Genomic DNA, 17238 nt, shown 5'->3' on the forward strand with positions numbered 1-17238 from the left:
GGCGGGAACCTGCTGGCGGGACGCTTGTTGTTGACCTAGACTCAATAGAAGACCGGCGGGCTCGCGTCGGCGCGTCAGGGATACGAGGATCAGAACGTGGGTTTGAAAAAGGGTGCGCTCCATCTGCCGGCTGTCGCGGCAAGTGCTGTCATGGTCGCCGGAGCGTTCGCAGGGAATAAGGCGGCCGCCCTCGAGAACCTGCGCTTCGAGATCCCGGCCATCGACGGGGATCTGCGCGACGCGCTGGTCGATGCGTCGCTCATCGCCGCCGCCAAGGAAGAAGGCCGCACCGACCCTCAGGACATCATCGCCGCCGCCAATGCCGAATACGGCAATCTCTTGGGCGTGCTCTATAAATTCGGCTATTACAGCGGCGTCATCAACATTTCGATCGACGGGCGCGAGGCCGGGTCGCTCTCGCCTTTCGCGCAGCCCGAGGGCGTGAACAACGTCGTCGTGCAGGTGCTCCCCGATTTCATCTTCGGCTTCTCGAAGGCCGAGGTCACGCCGCTCGCGCCCGGCACCGAATTGCCCGAGGAGTTCGCCGTGGGCGAGCCTGCGCGCGCGCCCCTCGTCGGGGCGGCCGCCGATGCGGGCATCGAGGGCTGGCGCGATCTGGGCTATGCCAAGGCGGACATCGCGGGCGAGGATATCGTCGCCGATCACCGCACCAACAAGCTGTCGGCGCAGGTCACGCTCCGGCCCGGTCCCGTCGTCACCTTCGGCAACCTGGTGCAGACCACCGAAAGCGACGTGCGCCCCGAGCGCATTCAGCAGATCGCGGGCCTGCCCACCGGCGAGCGTTTCTCGCCCGAGGAACTCGACAAATCGGCCAAGCGCCTGCGCCGCACCGGCGCCTTCAAATCCGTCGCCTTCACCGAGAGCGAGACGCTGCGCCAAGGCAACGTGATGGATATCGAGGCGAATGTCGCCGATGAAAAGCCGCGCCGTTTCGGCGCCGGGATCGAGCTGAGCAGCAACGAGGGCGTGACCCTCTCGAGCTTCTGGCTGCACCGCAATTTTCTGGGCGGTGCCGAGCGTCTGCGCTTCGATCTCGAGGTGGGCGGCCTCGGCAGCCAGACGGGCGGCTTCAAGCCCGGCGACGAGGGCATCGACTACGAGGTCGCAACACGTTTCGAGCGGCCCGCGACCTTCGGCGCCGACACCACGCTTTTCGTCATCGGCCGCATCGCGCGCGAGGACGAGCCGAACTATCTGGCCGACACCGCCGAACTGGGCTTCGGCTTCAGCCGCATCGTCAACGACGAATTGACGGTCGAGGCGGGGCTGGGGCTGCGCTATTCGGACGAGACCGATGTGAACGGCAATCAGGAATTCTTCCATCTTCTGGTGCCGGTCAAGGCGACCTACGACACGCGCGACGATCCGCTCGATCCCTCGGGCGGCTTTTATGCGCAGGCCGAAATCATGCCCTTCGTCGCGCTCGACGACAAGGACAGCGGCGGGCGGATCCATCTTGACGGGCGCGCCTATCGGCAACTCGGCGAGGACGGCATCGTGACGCTCGCGACGCGGCTGCAATTCGGCAGCATTCTCGGCGCGAGCCTGAGCGACACTCCGCAGGAATTCCTCTTCTATTCCGGGGGCAGCGATACCGTGCGCGGCCATCCCTACCAGTCGCTCGGCGTGCCGCAGGCCGCGGGCCTGACCGGCGGGCGCAGCTTTGTCGGCGCCTCCGCCGAGGCGCGTTTCGATATCGGCGGCAATTTCGATCCGGTCGCCTTCTTCGACGTGGGTTATATCGGCTCGGAGAGCATCTACGACGACAGCGGGCGCTGGCACAGCGGCGCGGGCATCGGCATCCGCTACGCGACGGGCATCGGCCCGATCCGTTTCGACATCGCAGCGCCCGTTTCGGGCGACACGGGCGACGGCGTTCAAATCTATATCGGTATCGGACAGGCATTTTGAGACAGACGAGCCCCCATTCCCGCGCGCACCGCATTCTCGCCTGCCTGGCTGTGGGCCTTCTGGCCGCGACGCTCCTCATGCCGCGCGGCGCCGTGGCGCAGGACGAGGATCGCGGCCTTCTGCAAGGCTTCATCGAGGACAATCTGTCGGGCGCGGGCCGCGAGGTGCGCATCGAAGGCTTCGAGGGCGCGCTCAGCAGCGAGGCGACCCTCGATCTGCTGACCGTGGCCGACGATCAGGGCATCTGGCTCACGCTGCGCGACGTTCGGCTCAACTGGAGCCGCCTGGCCCTTCTGCGCGGGCGCCTCGAGGTGAGCAATCTCTCCGCCGCCGAAATCATCGTGCCGCGCCTGCCCGAAGCGGAGGAGACCGTGGACGTGCCCGATGCCGAGGCGACGGGCTTCTCGCTTCCCGATCTGCCGGTCTCGGTCAATGTGGATGAGATCGCGGTCGAGCGGCTCGAGCTCGGAGCGCCCCTTCTGGGCGAGGAAGTGGTCCTGTCGCTGCTCGGCTCGGTCGTGCTGGCGGACGGAGAGGGCAGTGCCCAGCTCGAGATCGGGCGTCTTGACCGAGCGAATGACGCGATCACGCTCGCCGCGTCCTACGCCAATGAGACGCGGACCCTCGGCATCGACCTCGACGTGAACGAGGAGGCGGGCGGCATCGCGTCGAAGCTGATGGGCATACCGGGCGCGCCTTCCCTGGCCCTGACGGTTCAGGGCGATGCGCCGCTTTCCGACTTCACCGCGGATATCACGCTCGCCACCGATGGCGAAGAGCGTCTCGGCGGCACCGTGACGGTGCGCGCCCCCGCCCCGGCGGAGGGCGAGACGGACGCGCCGCTGAGCTTCGCCGCCGATATCCGGGGCGATATCGCGCCCGTCTTCGCGCCGGAATACCGCGAGTTCTTCGGCACCGAGATGGCGCTCGTCGTCGACGGCTCGAAACCCGCGAATGGCGGGCTGGGGATCGAGACGCTCTCGCTCACCGCCGCCGCGCTGACGCTCGATGGCAGCTTGCAGATGGGCGCCGATGGCTGGCCCGAGCGCTTCGATCTGACTGGGCGCGTCGCCTCGGGTGACGGCTCTCCGGTGCTTCTGCCCGTCGCGGGCGAGCGCACGGAACTCGGCAGCCTCGATCTGCGCCTGACCTACGATCTGGCGCAGGGCGAGGAGTGGGATCTGTCGCTGACCGCCGAAGGGCTGGAGCGTCCCGATCTCGCGCTGGCGAGCGCCTCGCTCAGCGGCGGCGGCACCATCTCCAAGGGCGAGGGCACGGCACCGGGCCGCGTGGACGGCGCGCTCGACATGGCTGCGACGAGGCTCGATCTCGAGGATCCGAACCTCGCGGCTGCGCTGGGCGATGCGCTGTCGGGCGATATCACCTTCGACTGGACCCAAGGCGCGCCCTTCACCCTCAACGAGCTTTCGGTCGACGGCAGCGATTACAGTGTCACGGGCGAGGCCGCCCTCATCGGACTCGGCGCCGAGGCCGAGCCGCTGCGGGTGACCGCGAATGTCGCTGTAGACGCCGCCGACATCGAGCGTTTCGCCGGCCTCGCAGGGACGGCGCTCGACGGCGCGGTGAACCTGCGCGTCGATGGCGGCTACACCCCCTCGGACGGCACGCTCGAGGCTGAAATTACCGGCACCGCGCAGGATCTGGCCGTGGGGCAGCCGCGCCTCGATCCGCTGCTGCGCGGGCGCACGGAGCTGGACGTGGCCGCCCGCCGCACGGGCGAGGGCACATTCCTCGACACTCTGCGCGTGACTTCCCCGACGACCGATCTGACGGCCTCGGCGGCCTATAAATCCGACGGCAGCACCGCCGAGCTGGCTTTGTCGCTCGACGACGCGTCGCTGGTCGAGCCGGCGCTGCAAGGGCCCGCGCGGCTGACCGCGCGCGCCGATCAGGACGGCAACTCCTGGAAGATCAAGGTCGGAGCCTCTGGCCCCGGCGAGGCGACGGTGACGGCCGATGGCACGATCGAGCTTGTGGACCTCAAGCCCGGCATTTTCGATCTGCGTGCCAGCGCCGTCGCCAGCGACTTCGCGCCCTATTCGGCGCTTGCGGGCCGCGATCTCGCGGGCGCGGCATCGGTGGTGGTCGATGCGCAGGGCAATGCCGGAACGCTGAGCGGTCAGGCGGAACTCTCGATGAACGGGCAGGATCTGTCGGTGGACATCGCCCAGCTCGACCCGATCCTGCGCGGCAGCTCGAGCGCCGAAATCTCGGCGCAGCGCAGCGCGGACGGCGCGCTCACGCTCAGCAAGGCCCTGCTCACGACACCGATGATCGACGCGGACGTGACCGGCTACATGGGCGCCGATGGGGCCGCGCAGGTCATCGCCGATGTGACGGGCAGCGATCTTGTGGTCGGCATCCCGCAGGCCGACCGCATCCTTCGCGGCACGTCGCGCGCGCAGATAGAGGCCTTGCGCAGCGCCGATGGCACCATCACGCTCAAGCGCGGCGATATCGAAACGCCCATGCTCGATGCCGAGGCGACGGGGTTCTACAACGCGGACGGCGCGGCGCAGGCGGTCGTGGACGTCGCGGGCGACAACCTCGCCATCGGCATTCCCCAGGTGGATCAGCTCTTGCGCGGCGCCTCGAGTCTCGAGGCCGAGATCGCGCGCCGGGCCGATGGCACCATCGTCATCGACCGCGCGGATCTCGACACGTCGCAACTCACCGCGAACGCCTCGGGCACGCTCGGCACCGATGGCTCCTCGGCGGCGACGATCGACGCGCGGCTCGCCAATGTCGCGCTCTTCGCGCCGGGCATTCCCGGCCCAGCGACCGTGAGCGGCACGGTGCGCGGCGACGGCGGCGGCTATGTCGTCGATCTGGACGGCACCGGCCCCGCGGGGCTGACGGCGGATGTCTCGGGCCGCATCGCGAGCGGCGGCTCGCTGAACCTGTCCCTGCGCGGCCGGGCGCCGCTGGCGCTCGCCAATTCCTTCATCAGCCCGCGCAGCCTCTCGGGTGTCGCGCAGTTCGATCTCGCGGTGAACGGCCCGCCCGCGCTCTCCTCCGTCACGGGCACGATCACCACCAGCGGCGCGGGCGCCGCGTTGCCGAACGCCAAGCTGGCGCTCGAAGGGATCAACACGAATATCCGCCTCACCGGCAGCGCCGCGCAGATCGACGCGACGGCGGGCCTCAATACCGGCGGGCGGCTCGTCGTCGGTGGCCGCGTCGGCCTTGCCGCGCCCTATCAGGCCGATATCGGGATCGATCTGCAAAATCTCGGCATCACCGATCCCGGGCTCTACACCACCACCGCCAATGGCCGGATCAATTTCAACGGCCCGGCCGCCGGCGGCGCGACGATCAGCGGAATCGTCAACCTCGGTCAGGTCGATGTGCGCATCCCGAGCGGGGCGATCTCCTCGGGCGCGAGCCTGCCGGGCCTCGAGCATGTCAACGAGCCGGCGGCGGTGCGCCGGACCCGCGCCTTCGCCGATCTGCTCGATAACGGAAATGGCGCTGAGGGCTCCGGCGGGGGCGGGCCGGGCTACACGCTCGATCTCAACATCAACGCACCGTCGCAGATCTTCATCCGGGGCCGCGGCCTCGATGCCGAGCTGGGCGGGCGCCTGCGCCTTGGGGGCACCACCAAGAACGTGATCCCCGAGGGCCAGTTCAACCTCGTGCGCGGACGGCTCGATCTTCTGGGCAAGCGGCTCGATCTGACGCAAGGCAATCTGCGCCTGCAAGGTAGCTTCACGCCTTTCCTTCTGCTAGTCGCCCAGACCGAGAGCGGCGACATCCAGATTTCGATCACCATCGAAGGTCCGGCGGACGAGCCGGAAATCACCTTCTCGTCCCAACCCGAATTGCCGCAGGACCAGGTGGTCTCGCAGCTCATCTTCGGGCGCGATCTCAGCCAGATCTCGGCCTTTCAGGCGCTGCAACTCGCCTCGGCGGTGCGCACGCTCGCCGGGCAGGGCGGGGGCGGCGTCGTGGGCAGTCTGCGCGAGGCGACGGGGCTCGACAATCTCGACGTGACCACAGGCGCCGACGACCAGACCGAGGTGCGCGCGGGCAAGTACCTCTCGGAGAACGTCTATTCCGAGGTGGAGGTCGACAGCGAGGGGCAGACCCAGATCAATCTCAACCTGCGCATCAACCGGCGCCTCAAGGCCAAGGGTAGCTTCGGCGCGGACGGCAACAGCGGCCTCGGCATCTTCTTCGAGAAGGATTACTGACACGCGGCATGGACGCAGGCAAACTCACCACGCTGGCGCTTTGAAGCTTCAATTATCGACTATGACGAAGGGCGAGCAGTTTTAAGGTTGTCCGCTAAGAATACTTCGACATTCGCTGTGGAAAGGTCGCGCACATGCTTGAGACCGCATCGCGCAAAATTATCGAAGATCGCGTTAATTTCAGGCTGAGGGGTAACGTTGGGATGCATTTCTATCACTGCTGCCCGAAAGCTCGATAGGTCGGAGTCAACCAGTAACTCGGACTCTCCACCGTCGATATCGCAAATCAAGACCGTTGGTTTGAAAGAAGATATGGTCTCTTCGAAAGGCATTACTGAAACGCTTACTTCCTTTTGCGTGAACTCTGACTTGATTACTGAGCCTTCCGGGAAATACCGGTGCAAGGAAAAGGTTTCAATTTCTAGCGTCGGATTGTGCTTGAGCATCGCATTTATGACCTCAATACAGTCAATTCCGTTCAGAGCATGCAATCTATTGATAGGCTCCATCAACTCCGGATTGGCTTCAAACGACAAGACACCAATGTCACTCGCCATGCGACTGGCAAGTGCGGACACCACGCCAAGGCCGCAACCCAACTCCAAGATGCGATCTCCATTTTGGATGACGCCCTCGATTCCAAGTAGCTCCGGAGCTTCGTAATCGTCACGGACAAGCTGATCAATTACTGAGTCTGGAATGTGTCCGCCAGAGGTAGGAACAAGTATTCCCCTGTAGTGGATGGCTGGTTCCGCCGGCATCGCACGCTTGACGTTGTCGCTCGTACGGCGTCTATCGCGCTTGAAGAGCTTGAGCCAATTCACTGGGAAATCTCCTCAGATTCGGTTCGGGCTTCGTGCTGAATGCTGGAAGCCAATTGTACCGCTTCTTTATGCAGCCAAACTGAGTCGCCTTGATCCAGATTTTCTATTGTGTTGAGGAGGCAGATAGAAGATCGGACATTCCATTGTGCAGGAGATTTTTTTAGGAAAGGGAATCCTCGAGAAGCCAAATCAGCTGCCATCACATAGCTAACACCATAAAATGCCACAAAAGCAAGGACTGCGCTAATTGCCTCTTTTTTCCACGCATAAGAGGGCGAGTAAGACCCAGTAATTCGGTCAATCAAACTATATTCGTGTTCTTCTGATAAAATTAAGGCTTTTAAAATTTCTTTTAGTTCCCTTGGGGTTTTCTTGTGGAGCTCGTGCTGCAAATGAATTTCATTCCACGTTGAGCCGTGTGAATAGCCAGATGTGATCACCCACTTGCTCAATCCCATTTCACCTCGGCGCACGGTTATGCGCTTGTCGTTCGAGAGCCTGAAGGATTTCCAGAATTTTAAAAATTTACGGTCTTTAAGTACGTTAGGGCGAATTGAAAGAGCATAAGAGCAGTAATGAAAGTTCTTTCGAAATGTGTCGAATTCCCATTCCATGTCTTTATAAGATTCAGTTCTTACATGTTTGTAGCCATATGATGTTGCTGCACTTGTGTAATCGAGATCGAGCGATTCAACTGCGTTCAGCCAATCTTCACTTCCCGGGAGCGGAAACCAAGTCGAATCATTTATTAATACAAGCTGCTCAAGATCTGCTAAAATTTTTTCCAAATACAAGACACCGGAACGGTAGGCGCCAAAGTCATAGCCAAAGTTTGGACGTTGGATAACTTTCCAACACCGCGCCTCAACAAGCTGTAGTGAGCTTCTTTCGATTGGTAAATTTGACACTAAGAGCGGAGCAAATCCGCGCTGTGAAAAATATTCCAGAACCTTCAGATGGGAAAGCTGAATACCATTCAAAGGAAATATAACGACAATCACAACTCTTTTTGATGGATCCAGCTGGCCAGACGTTATCACTTCTCTAGCTGACAGGACGTTATCATAATACGGCGTCGACAGCCAGTACCTTGCTGTTGCGCCTGGAATTTTCCAGATTTGACCTGGTATTCGCGCTAATTCTCGCTTTATTTTCCATAACGGAATATTTTTCATTCGATTTCATCCGCTTTTGCAGTCTGGTTTAGGAGATGGGATTGCCATGCCATAAAGGACCTATGGAAATATGAATGGGCAACTGCCAGTTTGGACCTCTTATGTCAAGCGCGTGACCTTTACTCTTAACAAAGTGGGTTTGCCGCCGTCCGTGATGGTTCCACTCAGGTCGCAGGCCCCCAGAGGCTCATACGAGGCTCTAGTTCGTATTGTATGATGACCATTTTGCCTGCACACTAATTCAGCTGAAGGGGGCGAAGAGCGTCTTTTGCTCTCTGCCGAAAGCGTCGATGCACGAGGAGTTGTCCATGCAGATGAGCGACAAGCGGGAAATCGAGGCGGACAAGGCCACTGTCTGGGCGGCCCTGCTCAATCCCGAGGTGCTGAAGGAATGCGTGCCCGGCGCGAGCGAAGTGACGGGCAGCCCCGAGGAGGGTTTCGAGGCGGTCGTCACGCAGAAGGTCGGCCCGGTCAAGGCGACGTTCCGGGGGGCCGTCACCGTCAGCAACATGGTCGCGCTCGAGAGCCTCACGCTCACCGGCGAGGGCAAGGGCGGCGCGGCGGGCTTTGCCAAGGGCAGCGCGGATGTGCGGCTGAGCGAGACGGACGGTGTGACGACACTCAGCTATGATGTCGAGGCGAAGGTGGGCGGCAAGCTCGCGCAGCTCGGCAGCCGCATCGTCGACGGGTTCGCCAAGAAGATGGCCGATCAGTTCTTCGCCCGTCTCGAGGAGGTGATCGAAGGGCCGAAAGAAGAGGACGACGCGCCCGAGGCGGAAAAGAAGGGCTGGCTGAAAAAGCTCATCAGCTGATCTTCTCGGCCATGCGCCCGGCGACGCGGCGGCCGCTGTCGTAGGCGCCATGCGCCGTCGCCTGCCATTGCGGCGAAAACGCCTCTCCCGCGAAGGCGACGCGCCCGGTATCGCGCGCGATCATCTCGCGCCGAAAGCCCGCCGATCCGGGCCGCGCGTGGGAGTAGGAGCCGAGAACGAGCGGATCGTTCGTCCAGTTCGTCGTGGCGGTGCCGGTGATGCGCTTCTCGATCTGCGGCCCGAACGCCTGACGAAGCGCGGCGCGCGCGTAGTCCACCATCGCGCCGGGGCCGTCCATGACGAGGCCGTGCGCCGTCCTGCCCGCCATGTGGCAGAGCATCATGGGCTCAACGCCGTGCATCACCTGGAAGTTCGTCGCCATGTCGGCTCCGGTCTGCACCGTCAGAAACCGCGTCTGCGCCAGCTCGTCCGGGATCCGGTCAAGCGCGAAGGCGACCTTTTCATAGACGCCGCACGGCACCCGGTGCAGCGCCTGCGCCAGATCGGCGGCGGCGCCGCCCTCCATTCGGATGCCGCCCCGCGCCAGCACGTTGGTCGACGCGGTGACGATCACGCCCGCCGCCTCCAGATCGCCCGCGTCGGTGACGACACTGGCGCCGTCGCCGCGTTGGCGCACGGCGTGCACGGGCACCCCGGTCCGGATGTTCAGCCCCTCCGCCATCGCGGTGATGAGCGCGCCGTAGCCCGACAGAACCGGCCAGTTGTGATCCGTGTCGTGATAATCGGCATAGCCCGCGGCCGACACGTCCTCGGCATCGTCTCCGGCCATGAGGGCAAGGATCAGGCGCACCGTGGGCGTCCAGCGGCCCGTGTCCGGCAGCACGTCCGGGATCGCCACGTCGCGTCCCGAGGTCTCGACCGCCTCGAAGGCGCGGTTCAGCGCATCGTCGCACTCCGCAACGGCGCCGGGATCTTGAAAGCGGCCGTCGCTCCAGACGCTGATGGCCTCGTTGAAGGTGCGCTGCCGCACGTAGTCGGCGCCCAGCCTGTCGGCCCAGGCAACGAGCGGGTTCTCATCCGCGCAATGGAGCCAGTGACAGCCGTGATCCCAGGCCTGCGGCAGCCCCGCCGCCGCCGTGTAGGCCCGCCCGCCGACGCGCTCCGCCGCCTCGAGCACCGTGTAGGGGATGCCCCGCGCCGCGCATTCGAGCGCCGCGCCGACGCCCGCCGCGCCTGCGCCCACGATGATGATGCCCTTGCCGTCCATGCCTTTGCCCTCCTGCCTCGGGCGCAGCATACAGCGCGTGCCGACCCCGGCAAGCCTGTGCGCCAGCGCAGACACCGCCCTCGCTCGATGCGCGATTGCCACCGCGCACGAATGCTTTAGGTTCGCACCGGTCAGCAAAAAGGGGGCAGCATGACGGCCATCGTCGACGTGCAGAACATGGGCAAGGTCTATGACGGGGGCTTCACCGCGCTGGGCGGCGTCTCGCTCCGGATCGAGCAGGGCGAGATCATCGCGCTGCTCGGCCCCAACGGCGCGGGCAAGACCACGCTCATCTCGGCGCTGTGCGGCATCGTCACGCCGTCGAGCGGGAGCGCGACCGTGGGCGGGCATGATGTCGTGACGGGCTATCGCAAGGCGCGGGCCATGATCGGCCTCGTTCCGCAGGAGATCGCGCTCGAGCCGTTCGAGAAGGTCATCAACACCGTGCGCTTCTCGCGCGGTCTTTTCGGCAAGCGGCGCGACGACAAGCTGATCGAGAGGATCCTCCGCCAGCTCAGCCTCTGGGACAAGCGGAACGCGCGTATCCGCGAGCTCTCGGGCGGGATGAAACGCCGCGTGCTGATCGCCAAGGCGCTCTGCCACGAGCCGCGCGTCCTCTTTCTGGACGAGCCGACGGCCGGCGTGGATGTGGAGCTGCGCCGCGACATGTGGCAGATCGTCGAGGAGCTCCGCAGATCCGGCGTCACGATCATCCTGACCACGCATTACATCGAAGAGGCCGAAGCGATCGCCGATCGCATCGCGGTCATCAACAAGGGCCAGATCCTGCTCGTCGAGCCGACCGCCGATCTGATGGCGCGCATGGGGCAGAAGACCCTGCGCATCGATCTGATGGAGCGGCTCGAGGGCATTCCCGCCGCGCTGAACGAATACGATCTCGCGCTGGCCGAGGACGGCATGTCGCTCAGCTATACCTACGAAGCCGGGGGCGAGCGCACGGGCATCACGCGGCTCCTTCAGGCCATCGCGAACGAGGGCATGGCGCTGCGCGATATCCAGACCAAGCAGAGCAGCCTCGAGGAAATTTTCGTTGGCCTCATTCAGGAGGAGGACGCATGAACCTGCCGGCCATCTGGGCGATCTACGTCTACGAGATGAAACGCTTCTTCCGCACCCTGATGGAGAGCCTTCTGTCGCCCGTCATCTCGACCTCGCTCTATTTCGTCGTCTTCGGCGCCGCCATCGGCAGCCGCATCGACGAGGTCGAGGGCGTGAGCTACGGCGCCTTCATCGTGCCGGGCCTCATCATGCTGAGCGTCATGACGCAGGCGATCAGCAACGCCTCCTTCGGGATCTATTTCCCGAAATTCATCGGCACCATCTTCGAGCTTCTCTCGGCCCCGGTGAACTTTCTCGAAATCGTGCTGGGCTATGTCGGGGCGGCGGCCACGAAGGCGCTGCTGATCGGGGTGGTAATCCTGCTGACCGCAGGCTTCTTCGTCGAGATCCAGATCCTGCACCCTTGGGCGATGATGAGCTTTCTCGTGCTGACCTGCATCAGCTTCAGCCTCTTCGGTTTCATCATCGGGATATGGGCCAACAACTTCCAGCAGCTCCAGCTCATCCCGCTTCTTGTCATCACGCCGCTCGTCTTTCTGGGGGGCGCGTTCTATTCCATCTCGATGCTGCCGGAAAGCTGGCAGTCGGTCGCGCTCTTCAACCCGGTGGTCTATCTCGTCTCGGGCTTCCGGTGGTCCTTCTTCGGCGTGGCCGATGTGGGCGTGGGCTGGTCGCTTCTGGCCATCGCGGGCTTCACCGGCATCTGCATGGGCGTCGTTTGGTGGATCTTCAAGACGGGCTATCGCATCAAGTCCTGAGCCCGCGCCCGCATCCGCGCCGGCTTTTTCGTGATAACTCTGCCCCGGGGCGCGGCGATCTTGCCGCGCCGCCTTGTCTCGGGCACCCGGCGATTATACATGCCCCGAATGACACGATGGACCGCGCTCAAATCCCGCCTGCCGCTCGGCAAGACCCGCGCCCGCGTGGCCGTGGTCCGTCTCAAGGGCACGATCGGCACGGGCCGCGCCTCGCTGAACGACGAAACGCTGGCCCCGATCCTCGAGAAGGCGTTCAAGCGCGGCAAGCCGAAGGCGGTGGCGCTGCTCATCAACTCGCCCGGCGGCTCGCCGGTGCAATCCTCGCTCATCGCCGCGCGCATCCGGCGCCTTTCGGAGGAGAAGGGCGTGCCCGTCCATGCCTTCGTCGAGGATGTGGCCGCATCGGGCGGCTATTGGCTCGCCGCCGCCGCCGATGACATCTGGGTCGATTTCGGTTCCATCGTCGGCTCCATCGGCGTGATCTCGGCGGGCTTCGGCGCGCCTGTCTTCCTCGCCCGGCAGGGGATCGAGCGGCGGGTGCACACCTCGGGCAAGTCGAAATCGACGCTCGACCCCTTCCTGCCGCAGAAGGACGAGGACGTCGCGCGGCTGAAGGATATTCTCGAGGATCTGCACAGCGGCTTCATCGCCTATGTCAAGGAGCGGCGCGGGGACAAGCTCTCGGACGATCCGGACATCTTCAGCGGCGAGTTCTGGCTGGGCCGCCGCGCGGTCAAGCTGGGGCTGGTCGATGGCGAGGCGCATGCCGTGCCCAAGCTCGAGGCGCTTTACGGCAAGGATCTCAAGTTGATGCGCTACGGCCCGAAAAAGGGCTTCTTCGCGCGGTTCGGCGCCACGATGGCCGAGGACGCGCTCGCCGCGGTCGAGGAGCGCGCGCTTTTCGCGCGGTTCGGGCTTTAGTCCCCGTGATCGTCAAGATCGTCTCTCTCTTCCTCGTCGGCATGGTCGTTCTGGCCATCTTCGGCAAGATGCGCTTTCCGGGCCAGAAGCGCCTCGCGGCGGCCAAATGCAAATCTTGCGGCAGATACAGGATCGGCAAGGGGCCATGCTCCTGCCGGAAAGGGATCGGTAAATGATGGTATGGGCGCTTGCGGGCCTCGGCCTCGTCATCCTGCTTCTGGCGGGCGACGCGCTGGTCAAGGGCGCGGTCAATCTGAGCCTCAGGGTCGGTATTCCCGCGCTGATCGTCAGCCTGACGATCGTCGCCTTCGGCACCTCGGCGCCCGAGCTTCTGATCTCGGTGAACGCGGTACTGATGGACAAGCCGGGGCTGGCGCTCGGCAATGTGATCGGATCGAACACGGCCAATGTGCTGCTGGTTCTGGGCCTTCCCGCCATCATCTCGGTGCTGCACACCAGCGGCTGCGAGACGCGCAAGACCTATGTCTTCATGCTGATCGCCAGCGTTCTCTTCATCGGCCTCGCCTTCCTCGGCACCTTCACCTTCTGGTCCGGTCTCCTCCTGCTTGCGGCCTTGGCCTACATGCTCTTCGACGCCGCCCGTGACGCCAAGCGGCACCGCCGCGCGGTGGCCGCCGCCGGGCCGGTCGAGGAGGAGGTCGAGGGCGCGGACCCCGACATGCCGTGGTGGCGCATCATCGTCTTTCTGGTCCTCGGCCTCGTCGGCCTGCCGCTGGGCGCGGATCTTCTGGTGGACAACGCGTCGATCATCGCGCGGCAATACGGCGTGACCGATGCCGTGATCGGCCTCACGCTGGTCGCGCTGGGCACGTCGCTGCCGGAACTCGCGACGACGGTCATGGCCGCGCTGCGCCGTCAGGCCGATGTGGCGCTGGGCAACGTCATCGGCTCGAACATGTTCAACCTTCTGGCCATCATCGGCATCACCGCCCTTGTCGGACCCATTCCGGTGGACCCCGAATTCCTCACCTTCGATCTTTGGGTGATGCTGGCCGCGTCGCTGATCCTCATCCCCTTCGTCTTTTTCAAGATCGATATCGGCCGGGTCTGGGGCGTGCTCTTGACCGGGGCCTATCTGGCCTATGTCACCTTTGTGCTGAGCTGAGAAGGAGACGGGCATGGGCCGAGCATTGGTGACCGGGGCGGGCAAGCGGCTGGGCCGGGCGATGGCGATCGAGCTGGCGCGGCAGGGCCATGACGTCGCGGTGCATTACCACAGCTCCGCCGAGGAAGCGGACAGAGTGGCCGACGAAATCCGTGCGCTCGGCCGCGACGCGGTCACGCTGAAGGCCGATCTTCTGAACGAGGCCGAGGTGACGCCCCTTGTCGGCCTCGCCGCCGAGGCTCTGGGCGGCCCGCTCACTTTGCTGATCAACTCGGCATCGATCTTCGAGCATGACACCGTCGCCAGCGCCACGCGCACCAGTTGGGACCGCCATTTCGAAAGCAACCTGCGCGCGCCCTTCGTTCTGACGCAGGCCCTCGCCGCGCAGGTGCCGGACCCTGTCATGGACGAGAATGACGAGCCCTTGGCGCAAGGCCTCGTCGTCAACATGATCGACCAGCGCGTGCGCAAGCTGACGCCCGAATTCATGACCTACACCCTGGCCAAGATGGGCCTTTGGGCCTTCACACGGACCGCCGCGCAGGCGCTCGCGCCGCGTGTGCGCGTCAATGGCATCGGGCCGGGCCCCACGTTGCGGGCGGCGCGCCAGAGCGAGGAGCATTTCGCCGCGCAGCGCGCCGCCACCGTGCTCGAGCGCGGCGCGAACACCTCCGACATCACCGGCGCGCTGGCCTATTTCCTCGCGGCGCCCTCGGTCACGGGCCAGCTTCTGTGCATCGACGGGGGGCAGCACCTCTGCTGGCAGACGCCCGATGTGCTGGGCGTCGAATAGGGCCGTTTCGGCACTGTCCGGGGCGTGCGCGGCCAAAGTTTTGCACCGCGTCAACCTGTGTTAAGAAATGGTTACAAAAAGCGTAGCGTTTTCAGTATTTTGCCCAGAGCGCTAAAAAATATAGCGCAAAATCAACACTTTGATTAATTGCCTAAAAAACAGGCAATTCTGGGAAGCCTGTCAGACTCAACGGAAAATTCCGGATGGCCGAAACTTGTCCGCAGAGTTATCCACAGAATTCGTGGACATCAAAAGCCTTGCGCCGGCGCTTCCAAGATTGCAGCCGGGGCCCAGAATCATATCTATAGCCCCATGACCGACACGCCCCCCGAGACCTCCGACAATACGCCGCCCGAGGCGCGGACGGCGCCCGTGCAGACCGGGCGCAAGGTGATCCAGTCCTACTTGCGCACGCTCGACGCGTCGCCCGGCGTCTACCGGATGCTGGATGCGCAGGCGCGCGTTCTCTATGTCGGCAAGGCGCGCAATCTCAAGGCGCGCGTGTCGAGCTATGCGCGCCCCACCGGGCATACGGGCCGCATCATGCGCATGATCGACGCGACCGCCTCGATGATGTTCCTGACGACCGCGACAGAAACCGAGGCGCTTTTGCTCGAGCAGAACCTCATCAAGCAGCTCAAGCCGAAATACAACGTGCTGCTGCGCGACGACAAAAGCTTTCCGAACATCCTCGTGACGAAGGCGCATGACTATCCGATGATCAAGAAGCATCGGGGCGCCAAGCGCGAGAAGGGCGCCTATTACGGCCCCTTCGCCAGTGCAGGGGCGGTCAATCGCACGCTCGCGCAGCTTCAGCGCGTGTTTCAGCTCCGCAACTGCACGGATTCCGTCTTCGAGACGCGCACCCGCCCGTGCCTGCAATATCAGATCAAGCGCTGCACCGCGCCTTGCGTCGGCTACATCTCCAAGGCCGATTACGCGAGCCAGGTCAACGATGCCGAGCGCTATCTGAGCGGCAAGTCCACCGAAATCCAGGAGAAGCTGGCCGCGCAGATGGCCGAGGCGAGCGAGGCGATGGAATTCGAGCGCGCCGCGGCGCTGCGGGACCGCATCAAGGCGATGACGCAGGTGCAGACCGCGCAGGGCATCAATCCGCGCAGCGTCGACGAGGCCGACATCATCGCGCTCCACATGGAAAACGGGCAGGCCTGCGTGCAGGTCTTTTTCATCCGCGCCGGGCAGAATTGGGGCAACCGTGATTTCTATCCGCGCGTCGGGGCCGATGTGGAGGCGCCCGAGGTGCTCGAGGCCTTCATCGGCCAGTTCTACGACACGAAGGAGCCGCCGCGTCAGCTCATCCTCTCGAACGAGATCGAAAGCCCCGATCTCATGGCCGAGGCGCTCAGCGGCAAGCTGGGCCGCAAGGTGACGCTGATGGTTCCCCAGCGCGGCGAAAAGGCCGAGCTGGTGGAAAGCGCGCTGCGCAACGCCCGCGAGAGCCTCGCTCGGAAAATGGCCGAAAGCGCGACACAGGCCAAACTGCTCAGGGGCGTCGCCGAGGCCTTCGGGCTCGAGGCGCCGCCGCAGCGGATCGAGGTCTATGACAACAGCCATATCCAGGGCGCGCATGCCGTGGGCGCGATGATCGTCGCCGGACCCGAAGGGATGATGAAGAACCAGTATCGCAAGTTCAACATCCGCGGCGAGGACCTGACCCCCGGCGACGATTTCGGGATGATGAAAGAGGTGCTGACCCGCCGCTTCAAACGCCTGCTGAAGGAAGATCCCGACCGGGCCAAGGGGACGTGGCCGGGCCTTCTGCTGATCGACGGCGGCGCCGGGCAGGTCAGCGCCGTGCGCGGCATCATGGAGGCGATGGGCGTGGGCGACATTCCGATGGTCGGCGTCGCCAAGGGGATCGACCGCGATCTCGGAAAGGAGGAGTTCCACCGCACCGGCCAGCGGCCCATCGCCCTGCCGCGCAACGATCCCGTGCTCTATTTCATCCAGCGCCTGCGCGACGAGGCGCACCGCTTCGCCATCGGCACGCACCGCGCGAAACGCGCGAAGGCCGTCAGCGCGACGCCGCTCGACGATGTGCCGGGCGTTGGCGCTGCACGCAAGCGCGCCCTTCTGGCGCATTTCGGCAGCGCCAAGGCCGTGAGCCGCGCCAATCTCGCCGATCTCAAGGCCGTGGACGGGGTGAGCGAGGCGCTCGCGCAGAAGGTCTATGATTTTTTCCACGAAAAAGGCTGAGCGCGGCCCGGCGGGCGAGGGCGATGGGGGGCGATGGCGTTTTGCCCGTTGCCGCGACATCCGGATGGTCCGGAGGAGAAAAGCGCCTAAGTCGTGCCATGCCCGCCGGCTCCTCTCAGGCGATCGAATAGGTCAGCGAAATCGCCCGTGAAAGCGAA

12 protein-coding genes are annotated in these 17238 nt (G+C 64.2%); 9 read left to right on the forward strand and 3 right to left on the reverse strand.

The genetic code is table 11. The features are described 5' to 3' along the window. Nucleotides 1-96 precede the first annotated feature (96 nt). The gene (locus tag ACGRVM_RS13210; protein WP_377172347.1) at nt 97-1932 is read left to right on the forward strand and encodes an autotransporter assembly complex protein TamA; all 1836 of its coding nucleotides are present in this window, start codon (nt 97-99) and stop codon (nt 1930-1932) included. Next, complete coding sequence (locus ACGRVM_RS13215) at nt 1929-6146, forward strand: translocation/assembly module TamB domain-containing protein (protein WP_377172348.1); 4218 nt, start codon at nt 1929-1931, stop codon at nt 6144-6146. The genes ACGRVM_RS13210 and ACGRVM_RS13215 overlap by 4 nt, the downstream gene beginning before the upstream one ends. A gap of 59 nt (nt 6147-6205) precedes the next feature. Here the strand turns inward: ACGRVM_RS13215 and ACGRVM_RS13220 are convergent, their stop codons facing one another. Then, on the reverse strand, nt 6206-6970 hold the full coding sequence (locus ACGRVM_RS13220; protein WP_377172349.1) for an FkbM family methyltransferase: 765 nt from the start codon (nt 6968-6970) through the stop codon (nt 6206-6208). After that, the gene (locus tag ACGRVM_RS13225; RefSeq protein ID WP_377172350.1) at nt 6967-8145 is read right to left on the reverse strand and encodes a rhamnan synthesis F family protein; all 1179 of its coding nucleotides are present in this window, start codon (nt 8143-8145) and stop codon (nt 6967-6969) included. The genes ACGRVM_RS13220 and ACGRVM_RS13225 overlap by 4 nt, the downstream gene beginning before the upstream one ends. 308 nt (nt 8146-8453) lie before the next feature. Here ACGRVM_RS13225 and ACGRVM_RS13230 point away from each other — a divergent pair, with 308 nt between their 5' ends. Further along, on the forward strand, nt 8454-8957 hold the full coding sequence (locus tag ACGRVM_RS13230) for a CoxG family protein (protein WP_377172351.1): 504 nt from the start codon (nt 8454-8456) through the stop codon (nt 8955-8957). Here ACGRVM_RS13230 and ACGRVM_RS13235 read toward each other — a convergent pair. Next, nucleotides 8950-10215, reverse strand: a complete 1266-nt coding sequence (locus tag ACGRVM_RS13235) for a flavin monoamine oxidase family protein (protein WP_394624059.1) — start codon at nt 10213-10215, stop codon at nt 8950-8952. The two genes, ACGRVM_RS13230 and ACGRVM_RS13235, sit on opposite strands and share 8 nt — an antisense overlap. Nucleotides 10216-10335: 120 nt before the next feature. Here ACGRVM_RS13235 and ACGRVM_RS13240 point away from each other — a divergent pair, with 120 nt between their 5' ends. From ACGRVM_RS13240 to uvrC, 6 genes are all read left to right on the forward strand, one after another. Further along, nucleotides 10336-11265 (forward strand): ABC transporter ATP-binding protein, encoded by a 930-nt coding sequence (locus ACGRVM_RS13240; protein ID WP_377172353.1) that lies wholly within the window; start codon nt 10336-10338, stop codon nt 11263-11265. After that, nucleotides 11262-12023 (forward strand): ABC transporter permease, encoded by a 762-nt coding sequence (locus ACGRVM_RS13245; RefSeq protein WP_377172354.1) that lies wholly within the window; start codon nt 11262-11264, stop codon nt 12021-12023. Before ACGRVM_RS13240 ends, ACGRVM_RS13245 begins: the two co-directional genes overlap by 4 nt. A gap of 108 nt (nt 12024-12131) precedes the next feature. Beyond that, complete coding sequence (locus ACGRVM_RS13250) at nt 12132-12944, forward strand: S49 family peptidase (protein ID WP_377172355.1); 813 nt, start codon at nt 12132-12134, stop codon at nt 12942-12944. Between the two features lie 172 nt (nt 12945-13116). Next, entirely contained in the window at nt 13117-14070 is a 954-nt protein-coding gene (locus ACGRVM_RS13255) for a calcium/sodium antiporter (RefSeq protein WP_377172357.1), read from the forward strand. Between the two features lie 13 nt (nt 14071-14083). After that, the gene (locus ACGRVM_RS13260) at nt 14084-14863 is read left to right on the forward strand and encodes an SDR family oxidoreductase (RefSeq protein WP_377172358.1); all 780 of its coding nucleotides are present in this window, start codon (nt 14084-14086) and stop codon (nt 14861-14863) included. Between the two features lie 312 nt (nt 14864-15175). Next, complete coding sequence (uvrC, locus tag ACGRVM_RS13265; protein WP_377172359.1) at nt 15176-17080, forward strand: excinuclease ABC subunit UvrC; 1905 nt, start codon at nt 15176-15178, stop codon at nt 17078-17080. Nucleotides 17081-17238 lie beyond the last annotated feature (158 nt).

The organism is Roseovarius aquimarinus, from assembly GCF_043661195.1.
In the GTDB taxonomy this organism is placed as follows: domain Bacteria; phylum Pseudomonadota; class Alphaproteobacteria; order Rhodobacterales; family Rhodobacteraceae; genus Roseovarius; species Roseovarius aquimarinus.

Coding starts and splice junctions, on each gene's coding strand:
- ACGRVM_RS13225 (WP_377172350.1), bottom strand. CDS start 8,145: ATGAAAAATATTCCGTTATGGAAAATAAAGCGAGAATTAGCGCGAATA.
- ACGRVM_RS13230 (WP_377172351.1), top strand. CDS start 8,454: ATGCAGATGAGCGACAAGCGGGAAATCGAGGCGGACAAGGCCACTGTC.
- ACGRVM_RS13235 (WP_394624059.1), bottom strand. CDS start 10,215: ATGCTGCGCCCGAGGCAGGAGGGCAAAGGCATGGACGGCAAGGGCATC.
- ACGRVM_RS13240 (WP_377172353.1), top strand. CDS start 10,336: ATGACGGCCATCGTCGACGTGCAGAACATGGGCAAGGTCTATGACGGG.
- ACGRVM_RS13245 (WP_377172354.1), top strand. CDS start 11,262: ATGAACCTGCCGGCCATCTGGGCGATCTACGTCTACGAGATGAAACGC.
- ACGRVM_RS13250 (WP_377172355.1), top strand. CDS start 12,132: ATGACACGATGGACCGCGCTCAAATCCCGCCTGCCGCTCGGCAAGACC.
- ACGRVM_RS13255 (WP_377172357.1), top strand. CDS start 13,117: ATGATGGTATGGGCGCTTGCGGGCCTCGGCCTCGTCATCCTGCTTCTG.
- ACGRVM_RS13260 (WP_377172358.1), top strand. CDS start 14,084: ATGGGCCGAGCATTGGTGACCGGGGCGGGCAAGCGGCTGGGCCGGGCG.
- uvrC (WP_377172359.1), top strand. CDS start 15,176: ATGACCGACACGCCCCCCGAGACCTCCGACAATACGCCGCCCGAGGCG.